Here is a 12,502-nt window from a genome sequence, read left to right on the forward strand (position 1 = left end):
CCAGCAATCAAATTTCCGGGGAATCCCTCTATGCTTGAGCTGCAAATACTCGTGATCGTCTGCGCGACGATGCTGACCGGCTTTTGTGCCAGAGCGATCGGTCAGCCTGTCGTGGTCGGCGAAATGGCTGCGGGGATTCTGCTCGGGCCGGTGATATTCGGCGGCATTGCGCCGGCGCTGCAACATCGAATTTTTGCGGCCGATTCGCTGGGTGGACTGCAAGCGATCGCCGAATTCGGGCTCATGCTGTTCATGTTCATCGTCGGCACCGATTTGTCTCAGCCGGAAAAGGACCGCGGCCACGGTCGCAAGCAAACGGGCGATAGCCGCCTCGTCATCGTGACGGCGACGGTGAGCGTCGCGGTTCCTCTGCTCATCGGCGCAACGTGCACCTACGTGTTGAGCCAAGTCATGGATATACCGGCAGGGCAACAGACTAGGTTCGCGCTGTTTCTCGGTACTGCCATGGCCGTCACCGCATTTCCCGTATTGGCGCGGATGCTGACCGATCATGCGTTGCTTCGCACGCCGATCGGGCGAATCGCGATGAAGATTGCCGCGATGATCGATCTGTACGCTTGGATTCTGTTTGCGATTTGCACGACGCCGACGCATGCGCTCACAAGCGCCACGTCGGTCGCAAAGCTGGTTTTGGTGCCGCTCGCGTGCGCCGCTGCCATTTGGATTGCGCGGCCGCGCATCTCGGCGTGGCTTGCGCAATTCGGCGACGACGGTCAGGCGGGCGAGATGCACTTGCTCATGCTCGCGGTGGTCGCTGCGATCGTCGGCGCCGCGATCTTGAGTCGCGCCGCGGGGCTGCATCCTGTGCTGGGGGCATTCGCGGTGGGCTGCTGTTTTCCGTCGGGGACGGCGGTGAGCGAAAAAATCAGGCGCGATCTCGGGTCCATTGCGAGTCGCGTTCTGATGCCATGCTACTTCGCGCTCGCGGGTTTGAATATGACGCGCGACGCGTTTATCGGCGTTGGCTTCACGCTCTTTTGTGTGCTGTTGGCCATCGCAGTGGCATCCAAGGTGTTCGGTACCGCTGCCGGTGCGCGCTTGGGCGGCGCGACGTGGCGCACAGGCATGCTGTTGGGCGTGCTGATGAATACGCGAGGGCTCGTCGAATTGATCTTGCTGAAAGAAGGCCTGAATGCCGGCGTCATCACACCGAAGCTTTATACGTTGATGTTTCTCGTCGCGTTGGTCACGACGGCACTCACGGGTGGTTTCAATACGTTTTTTGTTGCTCGACAACGTTTTTCACCAACCAGTTCGTACGCTCCATGATCGTGGTATGGTTTCGCGATCGGTAGTTCAAAGCTCACGCATGCCGCGCTGATCGGCGCGGCGTGTGTCGATCGTCGTTTCCACCTTTCGCGAAGGCCAGGTATGAATACCATTCTGTATGCCGTGACGGTAGCGATTTGGGGCAGCACTTGGATCGGCATTCATTACCAAGTCGCGTCTGTGCCGCCGGGTGTGTCGCTGTTTTATCGGACGGTGATTGCCGCGCTCGTCATGCTGAGTATTTGCGTCATCAAGCGCCAATCACTGCGGTACTCCGGTAAAGACCATCTGTTGTTGGCACTGCAAGGCTTTTGTTTATTCGCGGGCAGCTACTGGCTCGTCTATGTCGGAGCGCGGACGCTCGAAAGTGGATTCGTCGCACTCGGCGTTTCGACAGTAATCGTTTTCAACTTGATCAATTCGCGTCTGTTCTTATCGAAGTCGGTTGAAAAGATCGTGGTATTGGGGGCATTGCTCGGCTTGGCGGGTGTCATGTTGGCACTCATTCCGAGCTCGGCGGAGCCGGCGAGCGGCGAACGAATTCGCGCGATCGTCATTACGCTTGCGGGGGCCTATGTGGCATCGGTCGGCAACATCGTCTCGGGCAAAACGCACGCGCGCGGCATTTCGGTATTGCCGGCCAATGCGCTGTCGCTCACGTACGCCTCGTTGGCGCTCGCCGTGCTGTTGCTTGCGAGCCGCACGGGCCTGACGTTCGACCCCAGCCTGCCTTATGTCGTTTCGCTGCTTTATCTTGCGCTGTTCGGAACGGTGATCGCATTCCTGTGCTACCTCACGTTGATCGGCCGCATGGGGCCGTCGCGTGCCGCTTATGCGATGCTGGCCTCGCCGGTCATCGCGCTGATCATTTCGTCACGGATGGAAGGGCTCACGCTGAGCGCGCGCGTCGTGGCCGGCGCGGCCCTCGTCGTCCTCGGCAATTGGATCATCATGCGCAAGCCCAAGCTCGTGGGGCAGCCGAATCGTCCGAGCACGTCGGGCGTCACCGCCGGGCCCGGCGAGCGCGGATGATCGTGGGTCGACGCGCTCGACACGCCCCGCGCGGCGGATCTCGCTAACGAAGGTAAGCACAATGAGCCAAGAAACACTGTATGCGTTTCGCGGATGCTGCCCGCGCGTCGTCGGTACGGGGCATTACTTCGCCCCTGGCGCGTGCATCATCGGTAACGTCACGATCGAAGAACGCGTCAGCGTTTGGTTCAATGCCGTGATTCGCGGCGATCGGGACAGCATTCGAATCGGGCGAGAGACCAATGTGCAGGATCTGGCGATGCTGCATGTCGATACCGGCTTCCCATTGATCGTGGGAGAGGGCGTGACGATCGGCCATCACGCGGCGCTGCACGGTTGCACGGTTGGCGACTATGCATTGATCGGTATCAACGCCGTCGTGCTGAACGGCGCGCGCATCGGTCGCTGCAGTGTGATTTCCGCGAACGCACTCGTCGGGGAAGGTGTCGAGGTACCCGATCGTGCGGTGTTCGTCGGCAATCCGGGGCGTGTGATCCGGCAACTCAGCGACGACGAAGTCATTGCGTTAAAGGGCGTCGGAGTGAATTACGCGGCGCACGCCGGCGAGTTTCGGGTTGCCTGCGCGCCCGTCGCGCCCAGCGACGTGCTACGCGATGCATTCAGCGACGCGTAACGAGATGCTTAGACGAATTCGAGCCCGGGCTTTTCGGTAAAGATCTGGCGGCAAATTTTCCAATTCCCGACTTCTTTGCGCACGTGCCACAGTGCGCGATAGATCAAATCCTCGGTGGGTGTTTGATTGAACGGCGCCACGTGTACTTGCACGAGTGCTGTCGCGAAGCCGAAGCCCACCGAGAACAAGCCGCATTCCTGGAAATTCATTTTGATGTGGATGTCGGCCTGCTTGGCGATGAACGCGAAGCGGATGGCAGCAGGCCCGCGCCTATCGGGTGCGCTGGGCGGAGACCACAAAGCATCCGCGGTATAGAGCGACGCGTAGCGTGCGGCGTCGTTGGAATTGGCGGCCGCGACGTAATCTTGTTCGATGTAACGTCGGATCTGTTCGAGCTCGGTTCCCGACTCGACATCAGTAGCGTTGAGCGATGGATGCATGGTAAGGGACGTGGCGAATGAGTGGATTTCAGCGGCTGCAGGATTGAGGCAAGTCATTCGCAGTGTATTGAGAGTCTCATCGCATTTGAGCTCTAACAATTGAGGGGTACGTAGGCCTCGATCTCAATCGTCGAGCAGGCGCTGCTCCATCGAAATGGCGGGGGCCGCGCGGCCCGACGACCCGACGACGCGTGCGGGCACCCCGGCCACCGTTGCATGCGCCGGCACGTCGCGCAGTACCACGCTGCCGGCTGCAACCTTGGCGGATTCGCCGATGACGATGGCGCCCAGCACGGTTGCACCCGCACCGATGAGTACGCCGGTGCGCACCTTCGGATGCCGGTCGCCTGTGTCCTTACCCGTTCCGCCGAGCGTTACCGACTGCATGATCGAAACGTCGTCGTCGATCACGCACGTTTCGCCGATCACGATGCCCGAACCGTGATCGAGCATGATGCCGCTGCCGATCACGCTGGCCGGATGAATATCCGGACCGAGCACGATCGATGCGCGACCTTGCAGATGCTGCGCTGCTTCACGGCGGCCGGCTTGCCACAGCGCGTGAGCAATTCGATAGACCTGCAGCGCCTGAAAACCTTTCTGATTGAGCAGAATCGGGAGTGGCCCCGAGGACGCGGGATCGCGAGTCAACACGGCCTTGACGTCACGCATCATGCTCTCGGCGATCGACGGCTTCCTCGTCAAGCATTCGCTGACAAGGCGCTCCAAATCCGCAACGCCGACGTGAGCATCGGCCACGCTACTCGCGATCAGATGCACCGCCATCGGCGCGAACGAATCGAAGCGTAAAACGAAATGCTCCAACTTAGGGCGCAAGAGCGGTTCGCTCGCGGCGACACGCTTCGCGTCGTTTTTGATGCGCTCGAATATTTCTTCCATATAAATTAAATTCCTTCGTGTCGGCGGCGCGAACGGCCATTCGCGTGCCGAATTTTCAGCGCAGTCTACAGCAAGCCGGTTCCGCCACGCGACATGCGTCGCGGATCGCCGGCCGGTCAGTGTTGGGATCTCAGAGAGTGATAGCCCGGCTGCCCGGACGTTCGAGGTCGTTGGATAGGCTTGGGAATTGCGGTTAATTCCGTGTCGACGCCGAGATATTTATTCAATAAACGCGGAAATCGTGTCTCCGCAAGCGGCGCCATGCCCTCTCAAATCATACAGGTAGAGGGCCCAATGAAAAACCGGTACGAAGAATACCTTAGTACGTATGGATTAAATGCAACGGATGCCGACGAGTCGTCGCGCGAAATCGATCGGCGGGTTCGGTCGCTCGGATTCGATACATGGTGGTTCTCGCTGCTCGTTCCGAGTCCTGTCACGTTGCCTCGCCTTTACCTGCGCGGCAATTTTCCCGAGGACTGGACGCCGCGAGGCATTCACGGCGGGCATCCGAATCGCAATCCAATTCTTCGTCGCGCGCACTATTCGAGCGTGCCGATCGTTTGGGAGAGCGATGGTCAGAGCGGCGATGCCGAATTTTGGAAGCGGCTCGCTCAGCGAGGCAGCCGCTACGGCTGGTCAAAACCCACTCGTATTTATGCTTACGCCTCGTCGGTTCTGACGCTTGCGCGCAGGAACGAGCCGCTTTCTTATCACGAACTCATGGAGAAGGACCCCGCGCTGACCTGGCTGGCCTATAGCGTTCAGCAGTACATGTGCAAGGAACTCGGCAACGAATCGCGGCTCGCCGATCGCTTCAGTCTCACGGCGCGAGAGAGAGAGGTCATGTTATGGACGGCCGAGGGAAAGACTGCGTCGGAAATCGCTTCCATTCTCAACATCGCCGAGACCACCGTCATCTTTCACATTTCCAATGCCGTTAGGAAAACGGACTCGGTCAATCGAGCACAAGCGGCGGCGAAAGTCGCGTTGTGGGCGTTGTTTTGAGCGCGGCGTGTTGACCTGAGTGTAGGCGAGGGAGGTCCTAAGTAGCTCGGGTTGCGGATGAAGCGTCGGTGTCGACGAGTGATGTTCCTGCGGACGCCTCACTTGCGCGTCGCCACGATGAACAGCCGTGGAAACGGCAACAGCACCGTACCATCGGCGAGCGACGGATAACCCAGTGCGACGGCGTCACGATAGCGCTCGAGAAATGCGCCGCGCTCGCCGTCGTTCAGCGCTGCGAGAAACGGCCGCAACGCGCTTCCCTTGAACCACTCGACGACCGCATTCGCACCGCCGCGAAGCGGGTGATAGTAGGTCGTGCGCCACACATCCACACGCGAGCACAGCGGCGAGAGCAGCGCGTAATAGTGCCGCGCATCGAATCGCTCCGTTCGCGCCGCACTTTTGAGCTTCTCCGCCCACGGCCCCGCCGCCGCGACTTCACGCATCGCGCGGTGCGCGGGCTCGTCGAGATTGTCGGGCATCTGCACGGCGAGGTGCCCACCATGCGCGAGTTTGCCGACGAGCGTCGGAAACAGCGTCTCGTGCGAAGGCACCCATTGCAGCACCGCATTCGAAAGCATCAAATCGTACGCGCCGGGTTCGTCCCATGCGGTGACGTCCGCAACGTCGAAACGGATGTTGGGCAGACGTTTGCGTGCCGCCTCGATCATATCGGCCGACGCATCGAGCCCGCGAACTGCGGCGAGCGGCGCTCGCACCATCAACGCTTCGGTCGAATTGCCCGGTCCGCAGCCGACGTCGATCGCCGTGCGGATCGACGTTTGCGGGACGGCGGCCAGCAGATCCCTGACGGGTCGCGTGCGCTCGTCCTCGAATTGCACGTATTGCTTGGCATATGGATCGAGCGAGTGAGTCACGATGCGCCTCCTTGTCGAGTCTGTCGGGCCGCCGCATCCGGATTCGGAAACGCGCGGTCCGTCGATGGCGCGAATTTTGCGACTATCCCGATCATCAGTAAAATGAATTTAATATCGTGATTGATTCAAATTTCTTATCGCATGATCGCATGATCGCAAGATCGCGTGAAGATTCTCGATCACGCGTCCGAGTCGTCGGTTTTGCGCACGCTCGTCCTCGTCGAGCGCGCGGCGCCGCTGGGTTGATTGCCCGGTGAGCGGGGCGGTAGCGCGCTCAAAACCGATACGAAACGGCGAGAAACGTGATGATCGGATCGGCTTTGAGTTTCGCTTTGCTGACAGCGAGCAACGTGCCGTCGGCGGCCTCGATGTCGGTTTCGGCGTACGTTTTCAGCGGTATGTAGGATACCGAAGCATTGAGTTGCCAATGCTTGCTGAGCGAGTACGCCGCACCGATGTTGAAAATCGGCGCCCACGACGAAGACGATTTCGCCGAGATGCTCGTCGGCCCCGGTTTGCCTGCACCGGCAGCGAGAATGCCGCCGAGGTTTTCGTTGAGCGATTGCGAAAAGTACGGATTGAGCTCGAACGAGTTGAACCAGTTATAGGTAAGGCCGATACCGAGGAATGGCCGAAATCGTGTTTCGGCCTCACCGAAGAAGTACTGCAACATGGCGCCGGCCGTCCATTGACGCACTTTCCCGACGAGTGGATTGTTCGACGGCGCGCTGAGATTTTCTTGACCGAGCGCACCGGCCGGCCCCGGCGGTTGAATCACGCCGTAGCCGCTGATCCGAAATTCCGGCGGTATGCCGCCCAACGCCGTCACCGCGATGTGGTCGGTAAAGAAATGACTGAACGTGAGCCCAATCGTGTTGGTATTGCTGACGGCCAGCCCCGTGCCCGCCGACGTAAACGCGGACGGTAGGCCAAGCGGCCCGTTGATCGGTACGGGCGCGACGTGCGTTGTCAGCGGGTCGCTCGAATACTGCGGCGCGATGTGAAACCAGCCCAACGTGACGACGTTGTCGCCGGCCGCTTGCGCATAGGCGCTTGTCGACACGCAAGCCATACCCGCCATACCCGCCACACCCGCCATGCCGGCCGCGATGAACGGCGTGAATATCTTCCTCATCCCCATGTCTTCGTTTCCTTAGGTCGTCGTTGTTATCGGGTCATTGGACGAATGCGCTGACGGCGAAGTACGGTGCGCTCGGGTCCGACGTATCGAGGTAGCCGATCGTGCCGCCCGTGAAGATCATCTTTCCTGTCGGCATCGTGCCGGCCATGCCCTTCGTCGTCGTGACGAGTCCGGGAAGCGCCTGCGTGTAATCGAGATCGAGCGCGGTGGCGAGTGAGGCTTGCGCCGCATTGAATGGATCGAGCATCGTCGCCTGCGCATTCATGAGCGCCGTCGTGCGATAGGCGAAATTGCTGTCGACGCCGACGTACTCGCCGTTTTGTAACCCGAGGGCGACGTTTGCCTGCGGTGCGAGCATTGCGATGCCTGATTCGTCGTCGGCGAGCGGCGTTTTAGGTGGCGAGCCTGGCGGAGAGAAGATCGAAGGATCGGCTGCGCCTACGCGAATCAGAATCGGCACGAGTTGGCCGCGCAGCTTGCCGACGATCAAGATGCCCTGTGCTTGGGGGCCGTTCACGGCTTGCGTGGGCGCGACTTGTCCCGTGAAGTGAGCGGTCTCGAACGTCGGCGAGTCGGTACGCGCGACGAAGTTCGTCCCCGATTGCCGGCATTGCCCCGCGTAGAGCCCACGGTTGTCGCATTCGGTGAAGCTACCGTCGGCATTGATCGTGAACGATGCGTCGATGCCGACGGGGGCGAAATTCTGCGACGGTACCTTGTGATACCCGAGCATCGAATATTTTCCGGCGATGTCGGCAAGGCTCGTGGACGTTTGCGCGAATGCGATGAACGGATAGTAGGGGAACGTCGTATCGGGCACGACGCCGACGCCCGCCACGCCGTCGAACGAAATCTCGGCGCCCGGAATCGTGCCGCCCAGCACACCTTCGCCGAGAAACACGCGCGCGGGGCGCGTTGCGTCGAGGCTCGCGTTGTTCAGGCGGAATGCGCATTCGTTGAGCTTCGCTGCCGGCAGCAGCGTCTCTTGCGTCAACGTGCCCGACACGACATTGTTCGGCGCGGATGACCGCGTCGGCGACACGGTGCCGGTGGTCACGGGCACAGGCGACGCGAGATACGTGATCTTGTACGTCATCGCCGTCGTGTCGACCTGCACCTGCACGAGTTCGCCCGAGCCCGCGCCGCCAGTGAAGACGGTGTCGTAGTCGATCGACTGCGGACATAACCGCGTCGCGATCGGGGCCGGCGGATCGCCGCCGCTTGCGCCGCAGGCAGACAGAACGAGAGCGGCCAGCGCTATCGAGAGCAGACTACGCCAAATCATAAGGAATCCTAAATAAATGATCGTGAGTGAGAATCGATGCTGCGCGCGCCCGCTCCTCGTGAGGCGGGCGCGCTCGACGCCGCGGCGGATCAGCCGCGGCTAATCGGTCATTGGACCGTGAGGTACGGCGTCGTCGTGAGCGAACCCGATACCTTGCAGCCGCCCGAAAGGATTTGCTGTGCGAAGCCGATGACGGTTTCTTTGTCTGCCGGGTTTTCTGTCATGCTGGCGCCGATGGTGCTCGGGCCGCAGTTACCCAGGGGCGTGTTGACGCCGACGCCGCTCAGCGAAAGGCTAGTCGTCGACAGTACCTGGCCTGACCACGGCAAGCTTGCCGGCGTGACGTGAGAGCACAGGCTGTTACCCGAGAAGCTGGCCGACGTGATCGAGATCTCGCCGCTGCCGCCGATGGTGCCGGTCATCGTGGCCGTGCAACCGAGCGAGGTGACCGGATTCGTCAGCGTGGTGGAACCCGATAAGGTGATCGGGCCGGCCGGAGCGACCGTCACGGCAAACGCCGGCGCCGAAGCAGCGACGCACAACGTCAACGCCGCCCCTATGGGGATGAGCTTGAAACTCTTCATGTTGAGAACCTCTCATCAGGTTGATGGCAGGATGGGATGGCGGTCGGCTGGTGCGGCCGGCCGCCCCTTGAAGCGCTACCGCCGCTACTGTACGAACGCGCCAATCGTGAAGAACGGATTCGGAAGGCCCGTGCCGTTCATGAGCAACGCGAACACGGAACCGACTTGAATCAGATAGCCGGTGTCGCCTGCCTTGAAGAGGGTGGCGGCGCCCGAAGTGAAGTTGTTTTGCGCGGTGACTTTCACGAGGCCCGGCCGTGTTTGCGTGAAGTCGAGTGTGAAGTTCGTGGCGGCGGTGGACGTGAACGGATCGAGGAATGCCGCGTTCGCGCCTTGGAATATCGTCGACGTGTAATTGACGCCGGGATTCGTCGTCGCCGTATCGTCGAGGCATGCGCCTTCGTAGATCGGCGGCGACGTCGATGTCGGTCCGTATGCGCTGACGATGCCGCACGCGGTCGCGCTGTTCGCCCCGATGAATGCGCCGGTCAGCGACGACGCAGTGACGTTTTGCGCGGGCGCGAGCAGCGAGATGCCGAGCTGATCGTCGACCGAAGAATTCGAGAGCCCCGTGCCCGAGAGAGCGTAGCCGACGCGCAGGACGATCGGAATGATCTGGCCGTTCAGCTCGCCGGCGATCATGATGCCGTGCGCTTGATTGCCGGCCAGCGCGGATTGAAGTTCGCCGGCGCCGGCATCGGGATAGACGTTTCCAAGCCCCATGTCGATATTGGCCGCGCTCGTAAACACGTTGTCTTGTGACCCATCCGCATTGGTTCGCAGCGTCCAATTGCCGCCCGTCGTCGGACAGGACGTGTAGGCCTGGCCGCTGTCCGGGATGCATGATCCGTCGGCGTTCATCGTCTCGGCCAACTGGATGCCGTCCACTTGCCACCCGAGCGCGATACCGCCCGGGCTGGCAGCCGTCGTCTGAAAGTTGCCGCCCGACGGCGTGAAGTGGATACCCAGCTCGTTGTAGCGGCCGGCGACCTTCGAGAAATCGGTGACGGTCCGGCTAAACGCAATGAACGGGTAGTAATCGAACGTTTTGCGCGGCACGGCGGCCGCGCTGAAGCCGGGTGCGATCTGCACCCCGTCGAACTGCACGGTCGATCCCGGAATGCCGCCGCCGACAATGCCGTTGCCGACGAACAGCATCGGCGGATCGTTTGGATGGATCGCAACCTTGTAGCTGCCGTCCGCCGTTTGACCGTTCTCGAGCACGAACGCACAGCGGTTCTGTTCGACGGTCGGCAGTTTGAACGGCGTCGTCGCGACGCCTTGCGCGTTCGGGACGGAGTAGAGATCGGGCGTCTGATAGCTTCCCGTAATTGTGAGACCGGCCCGCGTCGTGTTGATTTGTCCCGCGGACGTGGGCACTTCCGATTCGATGAAGGTCATTCGATACTGCTGCTTCGACGTATCGAATTGGACTTTGATGTACTCGCCGCTGCCGGCGCCGCCGGTAAACGTCGTGCTGTAGTCGAGCGAGGCCGGGCACAGCGCCTTTGCATCAAGCGGCTGCGTCGCCGCTCCCGATCCCGCGCAGGTGTTACCGGGACAGGATGCGGCGGCGATCGGCGCGGGGTCGTCCGAGCCGCCGCCGCTGCACGCGCTCGACAGCAGTGCGATGCCCAAGGCGCCGACCGATGCTGCAATAACGGATTGAATGCGCACGCTAGGCGCCATAGCTGTCTCCCATACTTGTCGGTCGAGCCGATTTAGCGCTTTGGGAGCTGGAGAAAATCAGCACTCGCGTGCCTTGCTCTCGCTCCAAATAAAACGCTCCCTCCAGCCGCATGCAATGCATGCGATATGGATCGATGAATATTTACCGATCATTTGGCATATTCGAGGGCGGCGGGCGTTACCTTACGAGCACCCAACGATTGATGTAAATAGAGACGCAGATCCAAACTAGCTTTTTTAATTTCTTCAATCATTCCGCGGGTTTGAGTGATCGTTTAAAACACGAGAGAATTTGAATTTCACGCATTTTCGATGCGATTTGAGTGATTGTTTTTGAGAGACGCATTGAGCGTGGTATTCGATTGCTGTGTCGCGCACTTGCGTGCGCCGGCTAGCACCTCGGCCGATATAGAAAAGTCATTTCGGCGTGTGCGATTGAAGGGTGTTAAAAATGGGTGATTACGGAAAGCGATGCGTTTTACTTAGATTTGATTCAATCTCGTGCGTGGGTATCACGTGTGTTTGCGGCCGGCGAGCAGCCGTGCGCACGCCGCGGCAGACACCCCAGCGGGTCAACGAATCAATCGAGTCAAACCTGAGTCAAACAGAACGCAGTGCGGCTCGCGCGGTGGGTTCGGACGCCGCGGGCGCAGGTGCCGGCGGCGCATGGGCGGCGGACGTGCCGGCGACGGCGTCGGTCGCGTCGCCGCTGCCGACGTAGCCGTCCTTGAGGATGGCGCACATGGAGACGAGCAGCGCGAACGCGATCGTCAAAAGCAGACCGTAACCGACGATTTTCATGAGCGACACCTCATTCGTTGAACGCGCATTCCAAGGCGCAAACGATTGCCGTTCGGCGTTTATATCATGAACGCATGACAGTTCATGACGCCCGAACGCTTAGGTGTCCGATCTAATGGGATTGGCCGAGCTTGCCTCGGCCCTCGGCATCAGCGCAGTTGCGCAGCCGCAACGAATAGCACCATGCTGCCGATCGCGCCGTCGAGCACGCGCCATGCCGTTGCCTTGCGAAATAGCGGGGCCAGCAGCCGCGCGCCATAGCCGAGCGAGGCGAACCACAACGGACTGATCGTCATCGCGCCGAGCGCGAACGCCGTTCGTGCGCCTTCCGGCTCGCGAGCCCCGGCGGTACCGATCAACAGCAGCACGTCGACATAGACGTGCGGATTGAGCCAGGTGAACGCCAAGGTCATTAGGACTACTGACCATCCGCTTTGCGGCGACGTAGACGTTACCGGCGTTTCCATTACAGTGCCCGCGGTCACGTCGATGACGCTGTGGCCGGGGCGCCAGGCGCGCCTCAGCGTCGACAGGCCGAACCAGGCGAGATACGCCAGGCCGCCGTATAGCACCCATTCGACTACGCGTGGATATCGCAACGCGAGCGCGGAGGCGCCGCCGACGCCGGCCGCGATCAACAAGAAATCGGAGAGCGTGCACAACGCGACGATCTTGCCGACGTGCGAGCGCAAGATCCCTTGGCGAAGCACGTAAGCGTTTTGGGCGCCGATGGTGACGATGAGCGAGGCGCACAGCGCCGCGCCGTGCGAGTAAGCGGTCCAGTTCATGATGATGCGGGTGGTGACATGGGTAGACGAGG

General features: G+C 61.0%; 13 protein-coding genes. 4 read left to right on the top strand and 9 right to left on the bottom strand.

Translation table 11 applies throughout. The annotated features are described in order from the left end of the window. The first annotated feature begins 30 nt into the window (after positions 1-30). From J3485_RS28090 to J3485_RS28100, 3 genes are all read left to right on the top strand, one after another. Positions 31-1,290 (top strand): cation:proton antiporter, encoded by a 1,260-nt coding sequence (locus tag J3485_RS28090; protein WP_206957925.1) that lies wholly within the window; start codon positions 31-33, stop codon positions 1,288-1,290. A 102-nt stretch (positions 1,291-1,392) separates the two neighbouring features. Further along, positions 1,393-2,322 carry a DMT family transporter gene (locus tag J3485_RS28095; RefSeq protein ID WP_206957927.1) on the top strand — a complete coding sequence of 310 codons (930 nt, stop codon included), beginning with the start codon at positions 1,393-1,395 and terminating at the stop codon, positions 2,320-2,322. Between the two features lie 61 nt (positions 2,323-2,383). Then, on the top strand, positions 2,384-2,956 hold the full coding sequence (locus tag J3485_RS28100; RefSeq protein WP_206957929.1) for a gamma carbonic anhydrase family protein: 573 nt from the start codon (positions 2,384-2,386) through the stop codon (positions 2,954-2,956). A gap of 8 nt (positions 2,957-2,964) precedes the next feature. On the opposite strand, the gene J3485_RS28105 is transcribed toward J3485_RS28100, so the two are convergent. Continuing rightward, positions 2,965-3,396, bottom strand: coding sequence for a YybH family protein (locus J3485_RS28105; RefSeq protein ID WP_206957931.1), 432 nt, complete (start codon positions 3,394-3,396; stop codon positions 2,965-2,967). Between the two features lie 123 nt (positions 3,397-3,519). Next, positions 3,520-4,296 (bottom strand): serine O-acetyltransferase EpsC, encoded by a 777-nt coding sequence (gene epsC, locus J3485_RS28110; RefSeq protein WP_206957932.1) that lies wholly within the window; start codon positions 4,294-4,296, stop codon positions 3,520-3,522. 294 nt (positions 4,297-4,590) lie between these two features. On the opposite strand from epsC, the gene J3485_RS28115 reads away from it, so the two are divergent. Continuing rightward, entirely contained in the window at positions 4,591-5,304 is a 714-nt protein-coding gene (locus tag J3485_RS28115; protein WP_206957934.1) for a LuxR C-terminal-related transcriptional regulator, read from the top strand. A 98-nt stretch (positions 5,305-5,402) separates the two neighbouring features. Here the strand turns inward: J3485_RS28115 and tam are convergent, their stop codons facing one another. From tam to J3485_RS28150, 7 genes are all read right to left on the bottom strand, one after another. Continuing rightward, complete coding sequence (gene tam / locus J3485_RS28120) at positions 5,403-6,182, bottom strand: trans-aconitate 2-methyltransferase (RefSeq protein WP_206957935.1); 780 nt, start codon at positions 6,180-6,182, stop codon at positions 5,403-5,405. Between the two features lie 274 nt (positions 6,183-6,456). Beyond that, positions 6,457-7,281, bottom strand: coding sequence for an OmpW/AlkL family protein (locus tag J3485_RS28125; RefSeq protein WP_242539111.1), 825 nt, complete (start codon positions 7,279-7,281; stop codon positions 6,457-6,459). Between the two features lie 76 nt (positions 7,282-7,357). Then, on the bottom strand, positions 7,358-8,608 hold the full coding sequence (locus J3485_RS28130) for a DUF2957 domain-containing protein (protein ID WP_206957939.1): 1,251 nt from the start codon (positions 8,606-8,608) through the stop codon (positions 7,358-7,360). Between the two features lie 107 nt (positions 8,609-8,715). Then, positions 8,716-9,192, bottom strand: a complete 477-nt coding sequence (locus J3485_RS28135) for a PraA/PraB family alkane oxidation protein activator (protein ID WP_206957941.1) — start codon at positions 9,190-9,192, stop codon at positions 8,716-8,718. An 84-nt stretch (positions 9,193-9,276) separates the two neighbouring features. After that, positions 9,277-10,881, bottom strand: a complete 1,605-nt coding sequence (locus J3485_RS28140; RefSeq protein ID WP_206957943.1) for a DUF2957 domain-containing protein — start codon at positions 10,879-10,881, stop codon at positions 9,277-9,279. A 600-nt stretch (positions 10,882-11,481) separates the two neighbouring features. Continuing rightward, on the bottom strand, positions 11,482-11,682 hold the full coding sequence (locus tag J3485_RS28145) for a hypothetical protein (RefSeq protein ID WP_206957945.1): 201 nt from the start codon (positions 11,680-11,682) through the stop codon (positions 11,482-11,484). A gap of 149 nt (positions 11,683-11,831) precedes the next feature. Beyond that, positions 11,832-12,470 (bottom strand): LysE/ArgO family amino acid transporter, encoded by a 639-nt coding sequence (locus J3485_RS28150; RefSeq protein ID WP_206957947.1) that lies wholly within the window; start codon positions 12,468-12,470, stop codon positions 11,832-11,834. Positions 12,471-12,502 lie beyond the last annotated feature (32 nt).

Origin of the sequence: Trinickia acidisoli, from assembly GCF_017315725.1 — a bacterium.
Lineage (GTDB): Bacteria > Pseudomonadota > Gammaproteobacteria > Burkholderiales > Burkholderiaceae > Trinickia > Trinickia acidisoli.

Bases quoted from the DNA above. Each gene is read 5' to 3' on its own strand.
- J3485_RS28090 (WP_206957925.1), top strand. From the start codon at position 31: ATGCTTGAGCTGCAAATACTCGTGATCGTCTGCGCGACGATGCTGACC.
- J3485_RS28095 (WP_206957927.1), top strand. From the start codon at position 1,393: ATGAATACCATTCTGTATGCCGTGACGGTAGCGATTTGGGGCAGCACT.
- J3485_RS28100 (WP_206957929.1), top strand. From the start codon at position 2,384: ATGAGCCAAGAAACACTGTATGCGTTTCGCGGATGCTGCCCGCGCGTC.
- J3485_RS28105 (WP_206957931.1), bottom strand. From the start codon at position 3,396: ATGCATCCATCGCTCAACGCTACTGATGTCGAGTCGGGAACCGAGCTC.
- epsC (WP_206957932.1), bottom strand. From the start codon at position 4,296: ATGGAAGAAATATTCGAGCGCATCAAAAACGACGCGAAGCGTGTCGCC.
- J3485_RS28115 (WP_206957934.1), top strand. From the start codon at position 4,591: ATGAAAAACCGGTACGAAGAATACCTTAGTACGTATGGATTAAATGCA.
- J3485_RS28125 (WP_242539111.1), bottom strand. From the start codon at position 7,281: ATGGCGGGTGTGGCGGGTATGGCGGGTATGGCTTGCGTGTCGACAAGC.
- J3485_RS28130 (WP_206957939.1), bottom strand. From the start codon at position 8,608: ATGATTTGGCGTAGTCTGCTCTCGATAGCGCTGGCCGCTCTCGTTCTG.
- J3485_RS28135 (WP_206957941.1), bottom strand. From the start codon at position 9,192: ATGAAGAGTTTCAAGCTCATCCCCATAGGGGCGGCGTTGACGTTGTGC.
- J3485_RS28140 (WP_206957943.1), bottom strand. From the start codon at position 10,881: ATGGCGCCTAGCGTGCGCATTCAATCCGTTATTGCAGCATCGGTCGGC.
- J3485_RS28145 (WP_206957945.1), bottom strand. From the start codon at position 11,682: ATGAAAATCGTCGGTTACGGTCTGCTTTTGACGATCGCGTTCGCGCTG.
- J3485_RS28150 (WP_206957947.1), bottom strand. From the start codon at position 12,470: ATGAACTGGACCGCTTACTCGCACGGCGCGGCGCTGTGCGCCTCGCTC.